General features: G+C 53.1%; 22 protein-coding genes. 19 read left to right on the top strand and 3 right to left on the bottom strand.

All coding sequences use genetic code 11. The annotated features are described in order from the left end of the window. Positions 1-9 precede the first annotated feature (9 nt). A complete protein-coding gene (locus tag ACO0LK_RS18535) occupies positions 10-762 on the bottom strand; it encodes a substrate-binding periplasmic protein (RefSeq protein WP_422977613.1) in 753 nt (250 codons plus the stop codon). A 360-nt stretch (positions 763-1122) separates the two neighbouring features. Between ACO0LK_RS18535 and ACO0LK_RS18530 the strand changes: the two genes are divergently transcribed. The 7 genes from ACO0LK_RS18530 to ACO0LK_RS18500 all read left to right on the top strand — a co-directional run bounded on the left by ACO0LK_RS18530 (position 1123) and on the right by ACO0LK_RS18500 (position 7749). Further along, on the top strand, positions 1123-1635 hold the full coding sequence (locus tag ACO0LK_RS18530) for a DUF1269 domain-containing protein (protein ID WP_230412363.1): 513 nt from the start codon (positions 1123-1125) through the stop codon (positions 1633-1635). A 128-nt stretch (positions 1636-1763) separates the two neighbouring features. After that, entirely contained in the window at positions 1764-2498 is a 735-nt protein-coding gene (locus ACO0LK_RS18525; RefSeq protein ID WP_186949575.1) for an ABC transporter ATP-binding protein, read from the top strand. Then, positions 2498-4051 (top strand): putative ABC transporter permease subunit, encoded by a 1554-nt coding sequence (locus ACO0LK_RS18520; protein ID WP_422977611.1) that lies wholly within the window; start codon positions 2498-2500, stop codon positions 4049-4051. The genes ACO0LK_RS18525 and ACO0LK_RS18520 overlap by 1 nt, the downstream gene beginning before the upstream one ends. Positions 4052-4095: 44 nt before the next feature. After that, entirely contained in the window at positions 4096-5343 is a 1248-nt protein-coding gene (locus ACO0LK_RS18515; RefSeq protein ID WP_422977609.1) for an efflux RND transporter periplasmic adaptor subunit, read from the top strand. Continuing rightward, a complete protein-coding gene (locus tag ACO0LK_RS18510; RefSeq protein ID WP_186949580.1) occupies positions 5343-6098 on the top strand; it encodes an ABC transporter ATP-binding protein in 756 nt (251 codons plus the stop codon). Before ACO0LK_RS18515 ends, ACO0LK_RS18510 begins: the two co-directional genes overlap by 1 nt. Then, positions 6095-7318, top strand: coding sequence for an ABC transporter permease (locus ACO0LK_RS18505; protein ID WP_422977607.1), 1224 nt, complete (start codon positions 6095-6097; stop codon positions 7316-7318). Before ACO0LK_RS18510 ends, ACO0LK_RS18505 begins: the two co-directional genes overlap by 4 nt. 35 nt (positions 7319-7353) lie before the next feature. After that, positions 7354-7749, top strand: a complete 396-nt coding sequence (locus ACO0LK_RS18500) for a YccF domain-containing protein (protein ID WP_422977605.1) — start codon at positions 7354-7356, stop codon at positions 7747-7749. A 111-nt stretch (positions 7750-7860) separates the two neighbouring features. Here the strand turns inward: ACO0LK_RS18500 and ACO0LK_RS18495 are convergent, their stop codons facing one another. Further along, positions 7861-8517, bottom strand: a complete 657-nt coding sequence (locus ACO0LK_RS18495; RefSeq protein WP_422977603.1) for a thiol:disulfide interchange protein DsbA/DsbL — start codon at positions 8515-8517, stop codon at positions 7861-7863. A 323-nt stretch (positions 8518-8840) separates the two neighbouring features. Here ACO0LK_RS18495 and ACO0LK_RS18490 point away from each other — a divergent pair, with 323 nt between their 5' ends. The 6 genes from ACO0LK_RS18490 (at position 8841) to ACO0LK_RS18465 (ending at position 15585) form a co-directional block, all read left to right on the top strand. After that, positions 8841-9344, top strand: a complete 504-nt coding sequence (locus ACO0LK_RS18490) for a hypothetical protein (protein WP_422977601.1) — start codon at positions 8841-8843, stop codon at positions 9342-9344. Positions 9345-9566: 222 nt separating this feature from the next. Then, a complete protein-coding gene (locus ACO0LK_RS18485) occupies positions 9567-10697 on the top strand; it encodes an SMP-30/gluconolactonase/LRE family protein (RefSeq protein WP_422977599.1) in 1131 nt (376 codons plus the stop codon). A gap of 14 nt (positions 10698-10711) precedes the next feature. Then, positions 10712-12295 carry a glycerol-3-phosphate dehydrogenase gene (gene glpD, locus ACO0LK_RS18480; RefSeq protein ID WP_422977597.1) on the top strand — a complete coding sequence of 528 codons (1584 nt, stop codon included), beginning with the start codon at positions 10712-10714 and terminating at the stop codon, positions 12293-12295. A 215-nt stretch (positions 12296-12510) separates the two neighbouring features. Next, complete coding sequence (locus ACO0LK_RS18475; RefSeq protein WP_422977595.1) at positions 12511-13329, top strand: DUF1700 domain-containing protein; 819 nt, start codon at positions 12511-12513, stop codon at positions 13327-13329. Positions 13330-13383: 54 nt separating this feature from the next. Then, the gene (locus ACO0LK_RS18470) at positions 13384-14193 is read left to right on the top strand and encodes a head GIN domain-containing protein (protein WP_422977594.1); all 810 of its coding nucleotides are present in this window, start codon (positions 13384-13386) and stop codon (positions 14191-14193) included. Positions 14194-14559: 366 nt separating this feature from the next. Then, entirely contained in the window at positions 14560-15585 is a 1026-nt protein-coding gene (locus ACO0LK_RS18465; protein ID WP_422977592.1) for a substrate-binding domain-containing protein, read from the top strand. Between the two features lie 139 nt (positions 15586-15724). On the opposite strand, the gene ACO0LK_RS18460 is transcribed toward ACO0LK_RS18465, so the two are convergent. After that, on the bottom strand, positions 15725-16981 hold the full coding sequence (locus tag ACO0LK_RS18460) for a diguanylate cyclase domain-containing protein (protein ID WP_422977590.1): 1257 nt from the start codon (positions 16979-16981) through the stop codon (positions 15725-15727). A gap of 66 nt (positions 16982-17047) precedes the next feature. On the opposite strand from ACO0LK_RS18460, the gene ACO0LK_RS18455 reads away from it, so the two are divergent. The 6 genes from ACO0LK_RS18455 (at position 17048) to ACO0LK_RS18430 (ending at position 21193) form a co-directional block, all read left to right on the top strand. Then, positions 17048-18304 carry a TIGR03862 family flavoprotein gene (locus ACO0LK_RS18455; protein ID WP_422977588.1) on the top strand — a complete coding sequence of 419 codons (1257 nt, stop codon included), beginning with the start codon at positions 17048-17050 and terminating at the stop codon, positions 18302-18304. A gap of 112 nt (positions 18305-18416) precedes the next feature. Further along, positions 18417-18743, top strand: a complete 327-nt coding sequence (locus tag ACO0LK_RS18450; protein ID WP_422977586.1) for a hypothetical protein — start codon at positions 18417-18419, stop codon at positions 18741-18743. A 154-nt stretch (positions 18744-18897) separates the two neighbouring features. Beyond that, complete coding sequence (locus tag ACO0LK_RS18445; RefSeq protein ID WP_422977584.1) at positions 18898-19389, top strand: YbaK/EbsC family protein; 492 nt, start codon at positions 18898-18900, stop codon at positions 19387-19389. Beyond that, positions 19386-19601: a DUF1289 domain-containing protein gene (locus ACO0LK_RS18440; RefSeq protein WP_230412366.1), complete on the top strand. Its 216-nt coding sequence runs from the start codon at positions 19386-19388 to the stop codon at positions 19599-19601. The genes ACO0LK_RS18445 and ACO0LK_RS18440 overlap by 4 nt, the downstream gene beginning before the upstream one ends. Before the next feature lie 48 nt (positions 19602-19649). Beyond that, positions 19650-20288, top strand: a complete 639-nt coding sequence (locus ACO0LK_RS18435; RefSeq protein ID WP_422977582.1) for a 2-hydroxychromene-2-carboxylate isomerase — start codon at positions 19650-19652, stop codon at positions 20286-20288. Beyond that, complete coding sequence (locus tag ACO0LK_RS18430; RefSeq protein WP_422977580.1) at positions 20285-21193, top strand: MBL fold metallo-hydrolase; 909 nt, start codon at positions 20285-20287, stop codon at positions 21191-21193. The genes ACO0LK_RS18435 and ACO0LK_RS18430 overlap by 4 nt, the downstream gene beginning before the upstream one ends. Positions 21194-21271: the final 78 nt, after the last annotated feature.

Raw genomic sequence — 21271 nt, 5'->3', positions numbered from 1 at the left:
GGCCCGCATTTAATCCCATGAAAAATACTTGTTTTTCAGCTTCATGACCGTGCCATCCTTTTGCAGGGTTTCGTAGGCAATTTTCCAGGCTTTTTCTTCTTTCTCATGCAGGCCCAGTGAGCTTGCCAGGTACAGGTCGGCCGAACCAAGGTTGATGCCGGTCTGGAAATCGTCCAGACGGAATCCATATTCTTCTATTGCCGAGGTCAGCATTGGGTAGCCCGCATAAATCGCATCGATGCCGCCCAGCGACAGCATTTTCAACAAATCCTGATAATTTTTTTCGTACACAATATGTCGGAAGTTTTTCGCCTGTAGATTCCTCTCCAGCGATGAACCGCGCATGATGCCGATACGCATGCCGCGCAATTGTTCGACACTGGCTTTTTCTATACTGATTTTCCCGGTACGGTGGCCAAAGAAAGTGTAGTTGACCTTGCTCAGTGGTACCAGCCATTTGAAACTGGTTTCGCGTTCCGGGGTTCTGGCCAGTGGAAACAGGCCATAGGATTTGCCTTCCCTGCCCATCTTGATTACCCGTGACCAGGGGTAGAACGTCAGATCTGGCTGCCGGCCCATCTGGCTGGACATGGCGGCGATCAGTTCATAGGCATAACCCTGTGGTACATCTTTTTGCAACCAGATGAAGGGAGGGAATTCAGCCGTGACCCATCTTATCGGTTCAACGACGACTGTTTGAGCCTGGCCAGTAGGACTGAACAGGGCAAGGCACGTCGCGAACAGGCATATTATTTTTTTCATTGCAGTCTCATAAAAGAGAAGATCATGCTCAAAGGTCTTTATGTATCTACCAAAGCCAGCATGCCTGTAGCCCATGCCTGTATAGCGAAACACAGTATTGAGCCGGACGACAGACAGGTCAAGTGAATTTTTTTGTTAATCTGACCAGAACTGGAATGCGTAAAAATGTTTATCCATACTGCCTGATTTGCCATTTGAATTTTGTCTGGAATTGACTATAAAGATAGATAAGGCAGTTGCGCATCCTGTCGTTTTTCCCGCTACGGAATGACGATGCTTGCTGTCTTATCCCCTGGCCAATTCTGGTCACCGTGTAGCCACCGCAACTGCCTCTTTGGATATTTACTTCAGGAGGTTCTTATGAGACGCAGACTGTACTTCATGTTACCCGACGCAGGCAGTGCCAGGGCGATGCTGGATGAACTGTTGCTGGCCCGTGTGGATGAGCGACACATGCATTTTCATGCTAGAGAAGGCATGCTGCCCGCCGATATGCCAGAAGCGAATTCCTTCCAGAAGACGGATTTGATACATGGCGCGGAAGTCGGCATGCTGATAGGTGGTATAGCGGGTTTGCTGGCAGGCGGCTTGTGGCTGATCTTTCCACCTGAAGGCATGGAAATGCGTATTCTTGCTGTGGTGATTTCGGCGCTGGGTGGTGCCATGTTCGGGTCATGGGTATCCGGCAGGGCAGCAACGGCCATCCCCAGCTCGCGCCTGAAACCTTTTCAGGCCGAGATAGAAAATGGTCGTGTCTTGCTGATGGTGGATGTACCTTTCAAACGGGTGGCAGAAATCAAGGAACTGGTCAGCAAGCGACATCCTGAAATCCGTTTTGGTGGCGTTGATCCGCATGTGCCGGTTTTCAGTTGATTTCATAAGCTGACCCAGGATAGAAGTCTTTTTATGCACAACATGCCTGCGTGTTGTTTGCGTGCACGGTGCTAATTTTTGTTGATTTAGGAATACAATGGCTAAATTTTTAGACAACATTTCCCAAAATGACAGATATAGCCTTGGAGTTGCGTGACCTGAGCAAGAACTTTGGTCGTCCTGCCGTAGAAAATCTGAATCTGCAGGTACGTCGGGGTGAACTGTATGCCTTGTTGGGCCCTAACGGTGCCGGCAAGACCACCACCCTGCGTATGGTGGCTGGCCTGATACTGCCGGACAGTGGCAGCATCCATATCCTGGGTAATGATCTGGCAAGCAATGCGGCGCTGGCCAAGAGCAAGCTGGCTTACCTGCCGGATGACCCCATGTTGTATAACAAGCTCAAGCCATTCGAATATCTGGCGTTTGTGGCAGGCTTGTGGGGCGTGTCTGCCGATGTCGCCGAAACCCGGGCGCGTGAATTGCTGGAATGGCTGGATCTGTTACAGCATACCGATGAGCTCACCGAAGGTTTTTCGCGTGGCATGAAGCAAAAACTGGCACTGGCGGGTGCCCTCATCCACCAGCCGGAACTGATCATCCTCGACGAACCGCTGACCGGTCTGGATGCGGCCGCAGCGCGCCAGGTCAAGGATGTCCTGCTGGCGCACGTGAAGCAGGGTGGCACCGTGATACTGACCACGCATATCCTGGATGTGGCTGAACGGCTGGCCGAACGCATAGGCATCATTCAGAACGGCAAACTGATCGCCGAAGGCACACTGGACGAATTGCGCACCCGGACCAGCCATAGTGCTGGCACACTTGAAGAAGTTTTCCTGCAATTGACGGAGCCGGCATAATGGCTCGCGGCTTGAATTTCCAGCCAGGCAGTGCTGTCTGGCTGCTCTGGCATGAAATCCGTCTGGCGTTTTATGACATGGGGCAAAGCCGCCCTGGCCGCAGCGCCGCCCGTGGCATGTCGGTGTTTGGCATCTGTCTGATCGCCTTCCTGGCTGTGATGGCGCATGTCGGGGTCTGGTTTTTGATGCGCAAAATACCGCCATTTGGCAAGGATATTCCGCCGCTCATCCTGATTGCGACCGGCTTGCTGATGATGGTGATCTTCAGCATGATGCTGTCAATGGGGCTGACGCGCAGCGTCAGGGCTTTGTTTGAACGCGGTGACCTGGACCTGTTGCTGTCTTCACCTTTATCGTCGCGCACCATTTTCAGCGTCAGGCTGGCAGGCGTCACATTTGGCGTGGTGGTCTGGTTTCTGGTGCTGCTGGCCCCGGTGGCCAATATAGGTGCGGTGACCGGTCAATGGGCCTGGCTGGGAATTTATCCCGGCATTGTTGGCATGGCCATGATTGCTGCCTCGCTATCCATGTTGCTGACCCTGGGGCTGGTGAAAACCATAGGCGTGCGCCGTACCCGCACCGTTGGCCAGATACTGGGTGCGCTGACTGGTGCTTCAATTTTCATCCTGTCACAACTGTTCGGTAATCTGGGCAAAGAAGTCCGCCAGAACGTACAGGATTTCCTGACGCCCCTATTTACTCCCGGTGGCTTGCTGGATGCGCAAAGCCCGGTATGGACACCGGCGCGCGCCATGCTGGGGTCGCCACCTGCGATTCTGGTGTTCAGCCTGGTCAGCCTGGCCTGTTTTTGGTTGACTGCCCGGTTTACCCACCAGTTCTTTGTGCGTGGCGTACAGCAATCCGTGGGTAACCAGCGTAAGCCGCTGAAAGCCAGTACCGGCGGTAAAGCAGGGCAGGCCGGGTTTGGACGTAGTCTGCGCGTGACCATTATCCAGAAAGAATGGCGTTTGATCGCCCGTGATCCGCAACTGATTTCCCAGGTATTGCTGCAATTGTTGTACATGGCACCACTGTTTTTTGTGGTGTTCAGGAGCAAGTCGATTTTGCCCGGTGTCGCCGCCGGCATGGTGTTCCTGGGGGCTTCGCTGGCGGGTTCACTGATCTGGATCATCGTGTCTGGCGAAGATGCGCCAGACCTGTTACGCGCCGCCCCGGTTAAACCGCTGACCATAGTCATCAGCAAGTTGATTGCGGCTATGTTACCCGTCATGGTATTGATGACACCAGCCCTGATCTGGCTCAGTGCGCAACAAGTGTTGCTGGGCCTGGCGGTGACTTTGTGTGCTTTGCTGGCCATGCTTGGTTCTGCCCTGATCAATCTGTGGCAATCCAAGCCTGCACCACGGGCGCAGTTTAACCGGCGTGGCCATGCCCAATGGATAGCCGGTTTGCTCGAAGCCCTGAGCTCTTTTGGTTGGGCTGGCTGCATTTATGCAGGCATACAATTTCCCAACTGGTTGTGGATACCGGCCGCTGCTGCATTGCTGGCACCGGTGCTGGCCTGGTTTTTCCGTATTGAACGAAATCTTTGATAGCTGGTCTATTGCTTACCTGATAACCTGGGGTTGATCTTACTATGCCTGTTTTCACAAAAAAACGCGTTTTTTTGGCCGTTGCCCTGTTGCTTGTCGGTGGTGCTGCTGCCATGTATTACCAAAAGGAAAAAGGCAAGCCTAAGGAAGAAGAACCCAAATACAGGACGGCGGTCGTTGACAAAGGCAATATCACCCAGACCGTGACTGCCAGCGGCACACTCAATCCGGTGGCCCTGATCAATGTTGGTTCCCAGGTATCTGGTACCGTAGTTGAACTGAAGGCAGATTTTAATGACAGAGTGAAGCAGGGCCAGGTCCTGCTGAAGCTGGACCCGACCATTTTCAATGCCCAGATCAAGCAGAGCGAAGCCAGTCTGGCATCGGCCGAAGCGTCGAAACGTCTGGCCCAGGCGACGCTGGAACGCAACCAGAAACTGGTCACGCAAAACTATATTTCAGCTACTGCCATGGATCAGGCCAAGCGTGAAGTCGAAGTGGCGGATGCCAATATCAAACTAGCCAGGGCGCAGCTGGACCGTGTCAAGGCTGACCTGAACAATAGTGTCATTCGTTCACCCATTGATGGCGTCATCATCAAGCGCACCATCGACATGGGGCAGACCGTGGCTGCGTCTTTCCAGACACCTAACCTGTTCCAGATTGCACGTGACCTGACCAAGATGCAGATTGATACCAGCGTCTCGGAAGCTGACGTAGGCTCTTTGAAAGATGGCTTGCCTGCGCGTTTCGTTGTTGATGCCTACCCGGATCGTGAATTCGAAGCCAAGCTGCGCCAGTTCCGCCTGGCAGCAAACGTGCAGCAAAACGTGGTCACGTATAACGTGGTGCTGGACGTGGATAACAAGGATGAATTGCTGAAACCCGGTATGACAGCGCAAGTACGTCTGGTAGTTGGCAGCCGTGAAAATGTGATACGTATCCCGACCGCCGCCCTGCGCTATAAGCCGACAGAAGAAGAGCAGGCCAAAGAAGCCAAGGCGCTCAAGGACAAGGAAAAAAATAATAATGGATCAGCTTCAAGCTCGGCCTCAACCTCTGCCGGTAGTAATCTGCCGGCACCTGACGTCGATGATGACGTGGCTTTCCGTACCAAAAAAGACCTGACCCGCACTTTTAAACTATACAAACTCGATGATAAAAACCAGGCGAAGACCGTGGATGTCAAAATTGGTTTGTCCAACTTCAAATATACTGAAGTCATTTCCGGTGATCTGAAGCCCGGTGAAAAAGTCATTACCCGTGCGCTGGACAAGGCCGGAGCACGCTGATGAGCGATACCCTGATAGCCATACGCCAGGTTACCAAGAGTTATTTCTCTGGTGGCGTGGAGACCAAGGTCTTGCATGGCATTGATGTACAGGTGCCACGTGGCGACTTCCTGGCCGTGATGGGGCAGTCCGGTTCCGGCAAATCCACGTTGATGAATATTCTTGGTTGCCTGGACCAGGCCACCAGCGGCTCTTATCTGCTGAACGGTGTTGATACCCTAAGCCTGTCGCGTGCCGAACTGGCAACCATACGCAACCGCACTATCGGTTTTGTATTCCAGAGCTTTAACCTGATCAAACGCATGAGCGTGGCTGAAAACGTCGCTCTGCCTTTGATTTATGCCGGCGTCGGGCGTGACAAGGCGCACAAAAAGGCAGTGGTGGAACTGGAAAGGGTGGGGCTGAAAGACTATGCTAAACGCCTGCCCAATCAACTCTCAGGCGGACAGCAGCAGCGCGTTGCCATCGCCCGCGCCCTGGTCGCTGATCCGCCACTGATTTTGGCGGATGAACCTACCGGCAACCTGGATACACAAACCAGTGAAGACATCATGCGGTCGTTACAGCAATTGAATGCCGAGCGTGGCATCACCATCCTGCTGGTCACGCATGAACCGGATATTGCGGCCTATAGCAAGCGCCTGGTGCGTCTCAAGGATGGACATGTCCTGTACGATGGCCCGGCGGCAGAAGGCTTGCGTCAATTGGCGGCTTCGCATGCCGAATATTCAGACGCACAGGGGGATGCAAAATGAATTTCCTCCAGGTTTTTATAGAAGCATTCCGTTCCATGAATGCCAACCGTCTGCGCACGGCACTGACCATGCTGGGCATTATCATCGGCATTACCTCGGTAGTGATGATGCTGGCCGTTGGTGAAAGCGCCAAGAAATTTATCGCCAAAGAGCTGGAAGTACTGGGTAGTAATCTGATGATCATTTCGCCCGGTGCCAATCGCACTCAGGGTGTGCGCGCACGTACCGGCACGGCACCTTCACTGTCTGTAGAAGACGCAGTGGCACTCAATGAACTGCCTACCCTGAATGGCGCTGCTCCGGCCTTGCAGGGCTTCTTCCAGCTCACGGTGGGAAATGACAATTCGAATAATGCCGTGCTCGGCGTTACGCCGGAAATGTTCAAGGTACGTAACTGGAAAGTGGATCAGGGAAATGAATTCAGTGATTCCGATATCCGTGGTGCAGCACGCATGGTCATCATAGGCAAGAAACTGGCGGACCAGTTCTTTTACAAGGACAACCCGATAGGCCAGTTTGTTCGCATAGACAATGTACCCTTCCAGGTGGTCGGTGTCTTGCAGGGCGAGGGCCGCATGTTTGATGGCGGTGATCTGGGTGAGATGGTCCTGATCCCGATCACGTCGGCACGCGCCACCTTGATGCGCAGCCCTTTCCCGCGCAATGTGCATTACGTCGTGGTGCAGGGCAAAACTGAAAAGCAGTTGAAGGATGCGGAAGAAGACATCAAGGACATGCTGCGTGACCGGCATCATATCAAGGCTGGGCAGGAAGATGATTTTCGTATCGATAACCTGGCCTCGATTGCCGAGACCGGAGCCAAGATCAGTGCCGGCCTGGCAGCCATGCTGGGTGCGATTGGTGCCATCTCTCTGATCGTGGGTGGCATAGGCATCATGAATATCATGCTGGTATCGGTGACTGAGCGCACCCGCGAGATAGGCATACGCATGGCGATTGGTGCCAAGCCACGCGACGTGCTGTTGCAGTTTCTGACCGAGGCCGTGGTGATCTGCCTGGTCGGCGGCATCATAGGCATCATGCTGGCCATGGCTGGCGCTGCGGCGATTACGTCTACCGGCAAGCTGGAAGTCGTCATTGGCCTACAGGCGATGGTGGTGGCCTGCGGGTTCGCCAGCTTTGTGGGTATCTTCTTTGGCTTTTATCCGGCCCGCCGCGCCTCGCGTTTATTGCCGGTGGATTGTCTGCGCTATGAATAATCATGAATAATCATGAATAAACCGGAAGGCAAGCGATGAGTCTGATTGGAAATATTCTGTGGTTGGTATTCGGTGGTTTTATCACCGGTTTGGCATGGTGGCTGGTGGGCGCTTTGGCCTTTATCAGCATCATAGGCATACCCTGGGGCCGAGCCTGCTTCGTGATCGGGCAACTGACTTTCATGCCATTTGGCAAGGAAGTGGTCAACCGGCAGGCGGTGACGGGTCAGGAGGATATAGGTACCGGTGTGCTGGGAACAATAGGCAATATCATCTGGTTCATTTTCGCCGGTGTCTGGCTGGCGATAGCACACTTGTTTTCAGCTTTGTTCTGTTTTGTCACCATCATCGGTATTCCATTCGGCATCCAGCATCTGAAACTGGCTGCAATTGCGTTGGCACCGATAGGTAAAACCGTGGTGGACAAGTAACAGACGAGCAGACTGCTGCTTGCTGGCGGGGATGTAGTAGGGGGAAAGTGGGGAAATAAGCGGAGAAATAAGGCAGGCTACACTCGATGGTAACCTGCCTCAATCAATGACTTATTTCTTTGATTTTGCTATCAGCGCTTCCAGCACCTGCATGGTGGCCTGATACAGCTGCTCGCGTGGAATATTGCTGTTGGCACCGGCGATCATGGACGGATTGGTCAGGTAACGGCCATCCACAACAAAGGTCGGTGTACTGTCCACTTTATACGTAGCGACCAGCTTCGACAGGTTGGTCAATTTGGTGATGACAGCGAAAGAGTTGTAGAAACTCAGGAATTTGGCTTTATCGATGCCATTCTTGACAGCCCAGTCTATATTTTCTGCATCACTGGTCAGGCGGCTGCGTTCGACATGCCAGGTAGCCAGGACCTTGGCATGCAGTGCCGTTTCCAGATTCATCGCTTCCAGCGTCAGAAACAGATGTGCTTCAGGATCTTTTTCACCCGTCAGCGGCAAATGCATGCGGCGGAACAGGATATTGTCGCCCTGCTTTTTGACCCATTCATTCAGGCTGGGTTCGAGCGCATTACAGGCCGGGCAGTGGTACATGAAAAATTCGATGACTTCGACTTTCTTCCCGCTGGATAGCACCGGCTGTGGTGCCGGCAGGGTGATAAATTCTGCCCCATTTTTGGGCGCGGCAGGCGTTGCCTGGGCCGCGCTGGCAATAAAACCGAGGGTAATAAGCAAAACGCGTAAGAGGCGCATGGATTTCCTTTAACATGAAGCGAAACAAGCTGCTGAGCTTACCAGTATTTGCGTAATTTGGCATGCGCCTTCCAATCAGGGCAGTGTTGGCCAGCATGACTGTCCGCAATTAGCCGCTGATTCGTCAAACATCTTTAAAAATCCCCGGATTTCTCAGCAAAGTCTTGCACCCTGTATTGATTCGTAGAAAAATAAACTCAAGGTAGCGCAAAAGCCAGATCGTTCCTGTATCCACGCGAGCCCTGGCAGCCTCCGATGTTGCATGTGTCCTGTTTTGCAAGTAAGAACCTGCATCAACTTTCCCAGACTGTGGAGCACCTGCAATGATAACCGTGCCTATCGTGATTGATTTTGAAGCGTCCGGCTTCGGTAAAGGCAGCTACCCTATCGAGGTTGGCTTTTCGCGTCGTCATGGCGAAGGCTGGTGTAGCCTCATTCGTCCCGAATCAGACTGGGACCACTGGGATGTGCATGCGGCATGTGTACACCGCATTCCGCGTGAATTGCTGGTCGCAAGAGGCAAATCCCCCAGTCAGGTGACAGAACAACTGAATCTGAAACTGACAGGACAAACTGTCTATACCGATGGCTGGGCCCAGGATTACATATGGATGGCACGCCTGTATGATGCCGCTGACCGGGTACCCAGTTTTCGTCTGGCGGATTTGCGTGAAATCATCTCCCCCCAGCAGGAAGGCTTGTGGCATGCCACCAAAAATCAGGTACAGGAAGACCTGAATATTTCCCGCCACCGCGCCAGCAATGATGCCCGCATCCTGCAAATGACCTGGTTGCGTACCTACGACGCCGCCCGCTGCCTGAACTGACGTGGGTAGTCAGATAAGGTAGATAGGGCCGATAGCCCTTTGTTTTACCTCACTATTCCCGATTCTCTCGCTGATTACGCCCACATTTGCAAAAATAAATGTCAAATGCATATTCAGACAGTGCAAAATACGTGCTGTGTTCATGTAGTGCTGGCCGTGCCTGTGTGTTTGCTGTCTGTGTTTCGGTGTTTCTTGCAGCGCTGCATCTATGAGGAGATAAAGTTGAAGAAGTGGATAATCCGTCTCGTCCTGACTCTGTTGGCCTTGCTGGCTGCTGTGCTGGCCTATCTGCTGCTGGCCCCCGTGCCTATCAATCCGGTTGCCTGGCAAGCCACGCCATTTACTGGGTATTCGCCGCCACATGCACGCAATGAAAAACTGGCAGCCCTGAAAACCATAGCCATCGGTGATGAAACCGGGCCGGAACATATCGCCATGGGGCCGGACGGGCGTCTGTATGCCGCCGTCACCTCTGGCGCGATTTTGCGCATGCAGCCCGATGGCAGCCAGCGTGAAGTCTGGGTAAATACCGGTGGCCGGGTGTTGGGATTCATGTTTGATGCGGCCGGTAACATGATTGCTGCAGATGCCTTCCGTGGTCTGTTGTCGATTGCGCCTGACCGGCAGATAACGGTGCTGGCTGACAAGGTCGGCGACAGCCCTATCCTGTATGCGGATGCCGTGGTGGTCGCCAAATCCGGCAAGATGTATTTTACCGATGCCTCACAACGTTTTGGTGCGCGTGAATCGGGTGGCACCTTTCACGCCAGCGTGCTTGATATTCTCGAGCATTCCTCTACCGGACGCGTGCTGGAATATGACCCCGCCAGCAAACAGACACGCGTCGTGGCGGAAGGAATGTGTTTTGCCAATGGCCTGGTGCTGAGTGAAGATGAACAGCAGCTTATCGTTGCCGAAACCGGTGAATACCGCATCTGGAAAATATCCATCCAGGCCAGCCAGTTGAACCTGAAACGCAAGCCGGATAAAAAACTGGCAAGCATTTTGTTACGTGACTTGCCCGGTTATCCCGATAATCTCATGCGCGGGCGTGATGGCCGTATCTGGTTGGGTCTGGCCAAGCCGCGTGGTGCGGCGATAGACAGCATGGCTGAAAAACCCTGGCTACGCAGCATTACCCTGCGACTGCCGCGCGCCTTGTGGCCGGTGCCGCCTGCCTATGGCCATGTACTGGCCTTCAATGAAGGCGGCAAGATCCTGGTGGATTTGCAAGACCCGTCCGGCCAGTATCCTGAAACCACAGGCGTCACCGAAACCGCAGACCGGCTCTACATACAAAGCCTGCATGCAAATGGCATAGGCTGGTTGCCAAATCAACTGGTCAGGAAATGAATGGCATACCGTAGATGACAGTGCAGACGACAGAGAAGTTGACAGTGCAGATGACAGTGCCGATGGCCGAAGTGGATGTGCTGGTGATAGGTGGCGGTATCAATGGCACCGGCATTGCCCGCGATGCAGCCGGACGAAAACTGAGCGTACTCTTGTGTGAAAAAGATGACCTGGCTGCCCATACCTCGTCAGCCTCCACCAAGCTGATACACGGCGGCCTGCGCTATCTTGAATACTATGAATTTGGCCTGGTGCGCAAGGCCCTGCTGGAACGCGAAGTGTTGATGCGGTCTGCGCCGCATATCATCAGCCCCCTGCGTTTTGTCATGCCGCATGCGCGTGGCCAAAGACCAGCCTGGATGATACGGGCTGGCCTGTTTTTATATGATCACCTGGCCAGGCGAGAATTATTACCCGGGGCTGAAAGCCTGAATTTGCGTACGCATATTACCGGCAAGCCCCTGCAGGCAGACTTCAGACGCGGGTTTGCCTATTCCGATGCCTGGGTGAATGATGCACGACTGGTAGTCTTGAATGCCATGGATGCGGCAGAAAAAGGTGCGCGCATCATGACCCGTACCACTTGTCTATCAGCAAAAAGAGAAGACCAGCATTGGCTGGTGCAATTGCAGAAAGCCGATGGTAGCCAGTTGACTGTCAAAAGCCGTAGTCTGGTGAATGCCAGCGGACCATGGGCGGTGAATGTACTGCATAAATTGCTGCATCAGGGGACAACAAAAACCCTGAGGCTGATCAAGGGCAGCCATATCGTGGTGCGTCGCCTGTTCCATCATCCGTATGCCTATATCTTCCAGCATCCGGATGGTCGCATCGTGTTTGCGATTCCTTATGAACAAAACTTTACCCTGATAGGGACGACCGACCTCGATTACACCGGTTCCCTGGATCAGGTTGCCATTACCGAACAGGAAATCGCATATCTGTGCGAGCTGGCCGGGCAGTATTTCACCCAACTGATTACGCCTGCCGACGTGGTGTGGTCGTATTCCGGCGTGCGGCCGCTGGTGGAAGAGCCACATATCGGTGGCAAGGAAAAAGCAGCGGCACTGACCCGTGATTACCGGCTGGAACTGGATACCGATGGACCACCGCTATTGAATGTCTACGGTGGCAAAATCACCACCTACCGCAAGCTGGCAGAAGAAGCGCTGGAGCAACTGGTGCCCTTGCTCAACAATGCCAATGCAGACTGGACGGAACATGCCTGTTTGCCTGGCGGCGACATTCTGGGTGCCTTGCCGCAAAATCAGGCGGTGCTTGAGTTTCCTGTTTTTATTCAGCATTGCCAGCAGCAATATGCGTGGCTGCCCCCGCATCTGACAGAAAGATTTGCGCATGCCTACGGCACCCGTATCCATGTCCTGCTCAAGAACCGGCAATCCTTGTCAGACATGGGTGACATGTTGCTGCCTGGACTGTATGTTGCCGAAGTGGAATATCTGATACGCCATGAATGGGCGCGCACGACCGAAGATATCTTATGGCGTCGCAGTCGTCTGGGCTTGCATATGCTGGGTGAAAATACCGAAAGGCTGACAAGATGGCTGAGCCATCATCTTGCAAAACACATAGACTGACGAAACAAACAAGTCTTGCTGAAAATATAAAACCCGCCCCATTCATGGGGTGTTTCAGTCCAACATACTGTATAAAGCGCACGACAGCCGCTGCGGCCTGTCCCTGACTTTTGCATTTCATCCCCCCGAATGCACGCACTGTCGCATGGCGATGGTTTTGCTCTCTGGCATTGCTTATTCTTACCCTACGCAATCAAAAAAACAGGGAGAAATCCATGAACAAGACTGAATACCTACAGGTCCTGCGCCAGGCACTCGATGGTTTGCCAGCAACATTGATACAGGAAACCATCCGGGAAACTGAAGCCAGCTTGGCCGATGCCATCGCATCCGGCAAGTCGGAAGAAGAAGCCGTTGCCAGCCTGCCCAAACCGGAACTGGTTGCCGCCCGCAAAAAAGCCAGTAACCACTACCAGGCACTGAAACATAATTTCACTATCGGCAATATCGCCAGCTGGCTGGTGGCCTTGATCGGTCTGATGGTGTTCAATCTTTTCATGTTCATACCGGCGGTCGCGTATTTCAGCCTGTTGTGTTCCAGCTATGTCGTCGCCCTGAGCCTGTATGTGGCTGGCATAGGCGTGACTGCTGCCAGCCTGTCCGGTGTTGATCACTTCAGCATTGATGTGCCTTACCAAAGCCATCATGCGATCAGGCACGGTCATCACAAAGTCATGAGTAATCTGCAACATGAGAACGTGCGCGTGGATATTACTGAATCAGGCATTTTGATTGATGGAGAAAAAGCCAGTCCTGACACCGAAGTTGCCGAAGCCGCCGGTTTCATCAAGGTCGATAGCAACACTGCTGCTGGCAGTCTGCCCGCTAGCGCGGTGGAAGCTGGCAAAAAAGAATTGCATATTGAAGTGGGTAATCATTTTCATGTCAGCAAGGCCCTGATGGGAATCGGCATGATCATAGGTTCTGTACTGTTATTGATGTTGAGCATGTTCATGACCAAATACACCTTCATCGGTGTCCGGAATTACCTGCGCTGGAATCTGTTGCAACTGCATTTGGTCCGTCCGGCCTGAGTGTCTATCAAGAATTATTATCAATAAATATCGCTTCAACATCAGGAGAACAAGATGAAAAACATTATTCGTACCGGTGCAGGCATGCTGGCCTTGTCCGTCATATTGACAGGCGCATCGGTTGTATTCATCAAAGCCCATGCTGCCAATGTGGCCATGGCCAGTGGTGGATCAGCCGCCAGTGAAGTGCGCCCTGTGAATGCCGCAGTGGTAAACGTCGTCTTGCATGGTCCAGTAGATTTGATACTGAAACAGGCCAACACACCAGAGATGCTGATCAGGGGCGATGCCAAGCTGGTATCCCGCATTACCACCACCATCGAAGGCAATACCTTGCACATCGGTACCCGTGGCATTTATATTTCCATAGGCAAGACCGAACAGACCAAGGTGGAACTGAGTTTGCCCAATCTGGAAAAACTACAACTATCGGGCAGTGGCGATGCCAGTATTAAAGGCTTTCGTGGCAATAAAATGGAAATCTCCTTGAATGGTTCTGGCGATGTCAACTTTGATGGCGATTTCCAGCAAGTCAATGCCGGCCTGCACGGCAGTGGCAACCTGAATTTAAACCTGGGCAATAGCGACACGATTGACCTCAGCATTAATGGCTCGGGTGACAGTGTCATCAAGGGGCAGTCCAGATTACTGAATGCCAGACTAAACGGTTCAGGCGATTTGAATGCTGTTGCACTGAAAAGCACTCAGGTATTTGTCAATGCCGTGGGATCGTCCAGCGCCAAGGTATTTGCCAGCCAGGAAGCCCGCTTGAAGTTGACGGGCAGCGGTGACGTGCACGTTTTTGGCAATCCTGGCAAGCGTAATGTTGATCGTATGGGCTCCGGCGAGGTGCGTTGGGACTGAAAAAGTGAGGTATTAGTGTTGTTTATTGGCGTAGGGCAAATATCATTGCTTGATGGAATGATATTTTCTTTTGGAAATATTTTTAATTGGAAAATTATATTTTGAAAATAAATAATTAATGTAATAAAAATTCGTCGCTGGTAGGTTGGTACCGAAACTCTATTTACTTGATGCATTTTTCTGCAATAATCATCGCAGATATGTAAGAATTTGTTTCAAAACCAAAAATAAGTTCTGTATTTGTACATACAGGCCCATTTCTAACCTGACCAGCCGAGAATCATGACTGCTACTCAAAGTAAGTGCTTGACCGCGTTGTTTGTTATGTTCAGCTTTATTTCTGGTGCTTTTGCCCAGGATAATCCCATGCAATTTCTTAGCAAGGCAAATGCCAAAGTGGCACGCGCTGCTTCCCTGAAGAATCATTGGGAAGGTCCGACCGACGGGCCCCGACTACAAAAGAAAAAGAAGATTATTTTCATTGCCGCCGATCTTAGCGATCCGGGTACGGCTGCCGTATTTGCCAGTGTGCGTGAAGCCAGTGCCAGCGGTGGCTGGGAAACCCTGCCTATCGACTGCCGTGGCCGTTGCAACCAGGGTTCAGCCATCGTTGCCCAGGCACTGGACATGAAGGCTGATGGTATCATCATGGCAGGCGTGGACGTCAGTACTCAGGCCAAGGGCATGGCGGCTGCGGCCAAGGCCAAGATACCAGTGGTCGGCTGGCACGCTTCCACCAAGAGTGGTCCGACGGATGGTCTGTTCACGAATATCGCTACCAATCCAAAAGAGGTAGCACAGGTTGCTGCACTGTATACCGTGGTTGATTCCAACAACAAGGCTGGCATCGTGGTGTTCACCGATTCCAGCAATCCTTACCTGCATGCCAAGTCTGCTGCCATTGTGGAAACCATCAAGCAATGTGAAGGTTGCAAATTGCTGAGTGTGGAAGATGTGCCGCTGATTGATGCCCATATCAAAATGAAAGGCGTGGTTGAAAACCTCGTCAAACGCCATGGCAGCAAGTGGACGCACGCGATTGGTGCCATCGATTTCTATTTTGACCTGCTTGAAGTGCCGGCTACGGCAGCATTGATCGCCAGTAACAAACTGGTCGGTGTAGCCGCCGGTGACGGTTCACCTACTGCTTACAAACGCATTCGTGCCAACAGTTTGCAGACCGCTACCGTACCTGAGCCATTGTCCATGCATGCCTGGCAGTTAGTGGATGAACTCAACCGTGCGTTTTCTGGTGCGGAACCAAGTGGCTTCGTCAGCTCATCCGTCCATCTGGTGACGGCACAGAATATTTCCTATGACGGTGGACAGAAAAATACCTTTGAACCGGGTAATGATTTTCGCAATCATTACCTGCGCTACTGGTCAAAATAAGTGACCAAAATAAGTGGCTCAAAATGAGCTGGTTTGAAAGTTGCTGCACATAGACAGGAAGAGCAGGCCGGAATTATTCTGGCCTGTTTTTTTATGCCTTCGGTGACAGGCCGAATCACAAGCCGAATCACAAAACGAATCACAAGCCTGCTCTTTGCGTGACTGCCGCCAGGACATTGTCTGGTACTGACTTGTCCAGATACATGCGCTGATCTGCGGCTTGCATCAGCCGGTCGGCAGTACGCCCATCCGTTGGAAACATGGCCGAACCCAGCGCTGCTTCAATATTTATCGTATGGCCTTGTATGGTGCAGGGGCCGACCAGCATTTTTTTCAGGCGCAGCAAAGTGCGGTCCAGCTGGGATTCCTGGTTTATGCCAAAAGTGATGGCTACAAATTCATCACCACCAATGCGGCCAACAAAGTCGGCATGGCGGCAGAAACTTTTGAGCCGTTTTGCTACTTCCTTCAACAACAGATCCCCGGCTTGATGGCCATAACGGTCGTTGACTGCCTTGAAGTGGTTCAGGTCGATCAGAATAAAACCAAAGCCTTGCTGGTTGCGGGCGCTCATGGCGATGGCACGTTCAAGTATTTCATCCACGTGCCTGCGGTTGGGCAGACCAGTAAGCACATCTTCGCGTGCCATTTGCAGTATGCTGTTTTGCGCCCGCAAATTACAGCAGACACTGACGCCATAGGTCCAGCTCAGCACACACAAAACCAGCATCAGGTACACCACATTCAGCAGTGGCTGGCTGGCAAGTTGTGCATTGTCGGTAGCACTAAATGCCAGAGTCCAGCGCAGCATGAAGGCTGCCGCCATGCCAGACATGGATAATGCGCCTATGCCTGCTGCGAGCAATTCGAGATCGCGGGTTTTTCTGATGAGTATGTAGGCATTGGCCAGCATTAATGTCGCTGCAATTGCATCATGAAACAGGTAACGGCGTATCATGTCGTCCCGGTTGATGAAAGCCAGCAGGACGAAGAGCGGTATCAGTATCAGACCCAGACGCCAGCGTCGGGGCGATGTATAGCCGCGAAAGCGCAAGGTGCCTTCCAGCATCAGCAGGACGGTAGTGAGTGCCAGGGAATTATTAACGGCAATAATCAGCGCTTTGGGAACATCCGTCACACCTATGAGCCGCATTACCAGAAAGGCGGGCGCAGTGATCGATGCTGCAAGTGCCCATACCCCCGTGCCGGGTATGCCGCGATTGATGCGCCAGACAGCCAGCATGACCAGCATGGAAATCACACTGATGCAGACAACGACCAAATCAAGCGTAGTACGATCCAGATTAACCATAGACAGGTATGGGTGCATGGGTGGCACGGCAGTCATATCAGACAGGTACTTCAGGAACTGGCGATCAATGCGACAATTCCGCATTCACGTCATTCGGCCATGAACAAAAATTGGCACAAATGACATGAAATCATATTATGAACCAAACTTATGCAAAAGCACTTAAATAATTCACAAAATGACAACGCGGATGAAGTGGTCGTCATTGGTGGCGGGCCTGCTGGCCTGATGGCTGCCGAGACCCTGGCCAGCCAGGGATTGGCCGTCAGTCTGTACGATGCCATGCCCTCGGTAGGGCGCAAGTTTTTGATGGCCGGCAAGGGTGGAATGAACCTGACCCATTCGGAGGATTCTGTCTCTTTCATGACACGGTATGCCGGGCGCGAAGCCGTCCTCTCGCCCATCATCAGCCAGTTTGACGCCAGTGCCTTGCGTAACTGGGCTGCCGGTTTGGGCATAGAGACTTATGTAGGTAGCTCGGGCCGGGTCTTCCCTGTTGACATGAAGGCCGCGCCGCTATTACGTGCATGGCTGCATCGCCTGCGTACGCAGGGTGTGCGGTTTCATATGCGTCATCGCTGGCTGGGATGGCGTGATGCACAGACTCTGGTGTTCGCCACGCCGGAAGGCGAAACCCAGCGGTCTGCGCGTGCCGTTGTGCTGGCCCTCGGTGGTGGTAGCTGGGCCCGTCTCGGTTCGGACGGTGCCTGGGTTGAAACCCTGCGTCAGCGCGGTATTGCCGTTGCTGATTTGCTGGCGGCGAATTGTGGTTTCGATGTGGGCTGGACCACATTTTTCCAGGAGCGCTTTGCCGGCCATCCCTTACTGACGGTTGCCGCCAGGGTAAAGGACAGTGGCTTGCCCATGCGCAAAGGCCAGTTCGTGATGACTGCCACTGGCGTCGAAGGTAGCCTGGTGTATGCCCTGTCTGCGGCGTTGCGTGATCAGTTGCATGCCAACGGGCAGGCCGTGCTGGAACTGGATTTGTTGCCGGATACGCCTTTACAAAAAGTTATCAGCGAGATACAGCACCCGCGTGGTTCACGTTCTTTATCCAGCCATTTAAAAAGCAGACTCAGGCTGGATGCATTAAAAATGAGCCTGTTGCATGAATGCCTGCAAAAGTTCGATTTTGAACAGCCGCAGCTACTGGCACAGGCGATCAAATGCCTGCCGCTTAAACTGACCGCCGTGCGCCCCATTGATGAAGTCATCAGCAGCGCTGGCGGTGTCTGTTTTGAAGGACTGTCTGCCAGCCTGATGGCACAACAACATCCTGGCCTGTTTTTTGCTGGCGAAATGCTGGATTGGGAGGCACCGACCGGTGGCTATTTGCTAACAGCATGCATGGCCAGCGGCAAGCAGGCGGGGCAGGGCGTCATTGACTGGCTGGCGAGCAATAAATAGTTTTGTGGCGTCGTGTTGCAAGTCGGCAAAGCCCGGCAGAAGTCGGTACAATGGACGTTTCTTGATATCAATTTTTGGACTACATGTCTTTGCACTTCTTTTTCGTTTTTGTATGAGTGAATCCCGTACCAATCCGCGCTCCAATGTGACCTGGCGCGGTGCCATCCAGGTGGTCCCCGGTAAAATCGTACCGGCCAAAATTGTCAATTTTTCCGTCAGTGGCATACAGATGCAGTGCAGCGCACTGTTGAAGGAGAAACAAATATACCAGATGATGATGGAAGTCCCCAGCCCACGTGATGCTTCCCAGCGTACCCAGGTGGTCTGTAAGGCTACCTGCATCTACTCCATACTCAGTGGTAGCGAATACCGCGCCGGAATGAAATATTTTGACGTGCCGCTCGAATACATAGACCTGCTGTCTGCATGGTATGTCTGAGCCGACAGGCAACCTGACCTGGGTCTATCTTGGCCCGCTCTAAGTATTCTCTAAGCATCCTCCATAAGCCTGACCCTGGCTTTGTCACCAGACTGACAGCATGGGTTCAAGGCTTGTGATATAAACAGTTTTTAGCTTCTTTTTTTTTTGCATCATGTCCAAGCATCCCGAATTGCCTGAAACCGCCCTGCGTGTTGCCCGTCTGCTGGAAAGCCTGGGCCATGACCAGGCCATCGTCATGTTGCCGGAAACCGGCAAGACCTCGGCTGAAGCCGCCGCCGGTCTGGGTTGCGAAGTTGCCGAGATTGCCAAATCCATCGTCTTCCGCCGTCTACAGGATAATGCTGCCGTCATGGTCGTGGCCAGCGGCATCAATCGCGTGGATGAAAACAAGGTCGCTGCTCTGGTAGGCCCGCTGGGCAAAGCCGATGCCCGTTTTGTCAAAGAAAAAATCGGTTATGCCATCGGCGGTGTCTGCCCGATCGGCCACCTGGAAAAAACTGTGATGCTGATCGATCAGGACCTGCTGCAATATTCCCATGTCTGGGCGGCGGCTGGACATCCGCATGCCGTGTTCAGGCTCACGCCCGAACAATTGAAAAACATGACAGGCGCCCCTGTTGTTGACGTGGCCTTGCGCGCATGACTATTTTGCATGAATTTGACCCGGCCCAGTTTGTCATGGCACCCGGCGCGACCGTTCCTTCACCTTGCGTGAATATCTGCCGCATGGATGAAAAAACTGCGCTATGCAGTGGCTGTTATCGCAGCATTGACGAAATCATTTGCTGGAGCAAGGCGGATAATCATAAGAAGCTGGAAATCTGGGATTTGATACAGCAAAGAATGTTGCCCTGATTAGCGCTTTCAGTATCGTGGGCTGAATCAGCAGGCAGAGGAGACATCATGAAACAGCTGGACTGGTATTTTGATTTTATTTCTCCCTTCGCCTACCTGCAGCATGAACTGCTGATGCGCGCGCAGATGACAGACAGGCTGCATTACCATCCTGTCCTGTTTGCCAGCCTGCTCAATCACTGGGATAACAAGGGCCCGGCAGAAATCCCGCCCAAACGACAATGGACTTTTGAACATTGCGTCTGGCTGGCCCGCAAGCATGGCATCAGCCTGCGCATGTTGCCCGAGCACCCATTCAACCCCCTGCCTGTATTGCGCCTTTGTCTGGTGCTGGGGTCTACAGCGCCGGTGGTACGTCGCCTGTTCAGCTTCGTCTGGCAAGAGGGCCATCTGCCTACCCAGACCGGGCACTGGCAAGCCCTGCTGGATGAATTGCAGGTGATGCCAGCGATGCTGGACACGCCCGACATCAAACAGATGCTCAGGATCAACGGTGAAAAAGCAATTGCTGCTGATGTATTTGGCGTGCCAACGACAGTCGTGGATGGACGCTGTTTCTGGGGCCTGGATAGCACCGACATGTTGCAGGCCTACCTGAATGGCGATGACTTCTTTAATTCACCCGACATGCTGGCAGCCCGCAAGATGCCGTATGGCTTGCAGCGCAAGATAACGGAGAAAACATGATAGCTCTGCCCACCGGCATGCAAGTCTTTGAACGTGGCTGGTTATCCTCGAACAACATCCTGTTCATGGATGAACAGCAAACTGCACTGGTGGACAGTGGCTACCTGATCCACGCGCCGCAGACACTGGCGCTGGTGCAGCAAGCCCTGGGTGAACGCAAGCTGGATTTGTTGGTGAATACCCATCTGCATTCCGACCATTGCGGCGGCAATGCCCTGTTACAGCGCCATTATGGCTGTCGCACCCTGATACCCATCGCCGAGACAGCCGCAGTCGCCACATGGGATGAAGATGCCCTCAGCTATGCCGCCACCGGCCAGCAATGCGAGCGCTTCGGTTTCGATGCCGCCATACAGCATGGCGACCGCCTGCAACTGGGCGGCATGGACTGGCAGGTACTGGCCGCGCCCGGGCATGATCCGCATTCCATGATCCTGTATTGCCCGCAGGAAGGCATACTGATTTCTGCCGACGCCTTGTGGGAAAACGGCTTTGGCGTGATCTTCCCTGAACTGGAGGGTGAATCAGGTTTTGCCGAACAGGCTGCCATACTGCAAGTCATACGTGAATTGCATCCGCGTATCGTCATTCCCGGTCACGGTGCCGCCTTTGGTGATGTGGATGCCGCGCTGCAAAGGGCAGAATCAAGGCTGGATTATCTACGTGCAGATCCCCGGCGCAATGCCCGCAACGCAGCCAAAGTCATGCTGGCTTTCATCTTGCTGGAAGCCCGTCAAATCAGCATCGCTGGCGCATTAGCGCAATTGGGCAGCACACGGCTGATTACTTCTTCTGCCAGGTTGCTGGAGCAGGAAGCAAGCAGCCTGATACCGCAATTAGCCAATGAACTGGTGAGTGCCGGTGCAGCAAGGATGGATGGGGACATGCTGATCAGCACCCGCTGATAGTAAAAAACAGCAACAAGCAGCAACAAACAGCAACAAGTCGCAATCAGTATTTTTCCCGTATTTTCACTCATCATT

The organism is Undibacterium sp. Ji49W, from assembly GCF_049340205.1.
In the GTDB taxonomy this organism is placed as follows: Bacteria; Pseudomonadota; Gammaproteobacteria; order Burkholderiales; family Burkholderiaceae_D; genus Undibacterium.
Note: the sequence above shows the minus strand (reverse complement) of the source record. Positions and strands in the feature narration are given on the sequence as shown.

Coding starts and splice junctions, on each gene's coding strand:
- ACO0LK_RS18455 (WP_422977588.1), top strand. CDS start 17,048: ATGCAAAAGCACTTAAATAATTCACAAAATGACAACGCGGATGAAGTG.
- ACO0LK_RS18460 (WP_422977590.1), bottom strand. CDS start 16,981: ATGCGGAATTGTCGCATTGATCGCCAGTTCCTGAAGTACCTGTCTGAT.
- ACO0LK_RS18470 (WP_422977594.1), top strand. CDS start 13,384: ATGAAAAACATTATTCGTACCGGTGCAGGCATGCTGGCCTTGTCCGTC.
- ACO0LK_RS18505 (WP_422977607.1), top strand. CDS start 6,095: ATGAATTTCCTCCAGGTTTTTATAGAAGCATTCCGTTCCATGAATGCC.
- ACO0LK_RS18430 (WP_422977580.1), top strand. CDS start 20,285: ATGATAGCTCTGCCCACCGGCATGCAAGTCTTTGAACGTGGCTGGTTA.
- ACO0LK_RS18445 (WP_422977584.1), top strand. CDS start 18,898: ATGTCCAAGCATCCCGAATTGCCTGAAACCGCCCTGCGTGTTGCCCGT.
- ACO0LK_RS18435 (WP_422977582.1), top strand. CDS start 19,650: ATGAAACAGCTGGACTGGTATTTTGATTTTATTTCTCCCTTCGCCTAC.
- ACO0LK_RS18515 (WP_422977609.1), top strand. CDS start 4,096: ATGCCTGTTTTCACAAAAAAACGCGTTTTTTTGGCCGTTGCCCTGTTG.
- ACO0LK_RS18490 (WP_422977601.1), top strand. CDS start 8,841: ATGATAACCGTGCCTATCGTGATTGATTTTGAAGCGTCCGGCTTCGGT.
- glpD (WP_422977597.1), top strand. CDS start 10,712: ATGACAGTGCAGACGACAGAGAAGTTGACAGTGCAGATGACAGTGCCG.
- ACO0LK_RS18450 (WP_422977586.1), top strand. CDS start 18,417: ATGAGTGAATCCCGTACCAATCCGCGCTCCAATGTGACCTGGCGCGGT.
- ACO0LK_RS18465 (WP_422977592.1), top strand. CDS start 14,560: ATGCAATTTCTTAGCAAGGCAAATGCCAAAGTGGCACGCGCTGCTTCC.
- ACO0LK_RS18525 (WP_186949575.1), top strand. CDS start 1,764: ATGACAGATATAGCCTTGGAGTTGCGTGACCTGAGCAAGAACTTTGGT.
- ACO0LK_RS18510 (WP_186949580.1), top strand. CDS start 5,343: ATGAGCGATACCCTGATAGCCATACGCCAGGTTACCAAGAGTTATTTC.
- ACO0LK_RS18535 (WP_422977613.1), bottom strand. CDS start 762: ATGAAAAAAATAATATGCCTGTTCGCGACGTGCCTTGCCCTGTTCAGT.
- ACO0LK_RS18520 (WP_422977611.1), top strand. CDS start 2,498: ATGGCTCGCGGCTTGAATTTCCAGCCAGGCAGTGCTGTCTGGCTGCTC.
- ACO0LK_RS18440 (WP_230412366.1), top strand. CDS start 19,386: ATGACTATTTTGCATGAATTTGACCCGGCCCAGTTTGTCATGGCACCC.
- ACO0LK_RS18500 (WP_422977605.1), top strand. CDS start 7,354: ATGAGTCTGATTGGAAATATTCTGTGGTTGGTATTCGGTGGTTTTATC.
- ACO0LK_RS18475 (WP_422977595.1), top strand. CDS start 12,511: ATGAACAAGACTGAATACCTACAGGTCCTGCGCCAGGCACTCGATGGT.
- ACO0LK_RS18495 (WP_422977603.1), bottom strand. CDS start 8,517: ATGCGCCTCTTACGCGTTTTGCTTATTACCCTCGGTTTTATTGCCAGC.
- ACO0LK_RS18530 (WP_230412363.1), top strand. CDS start 1,123: ATGAGACGCAGACTGTACTTCATGTTACCCGACGCAGGCAGTGCCAGG.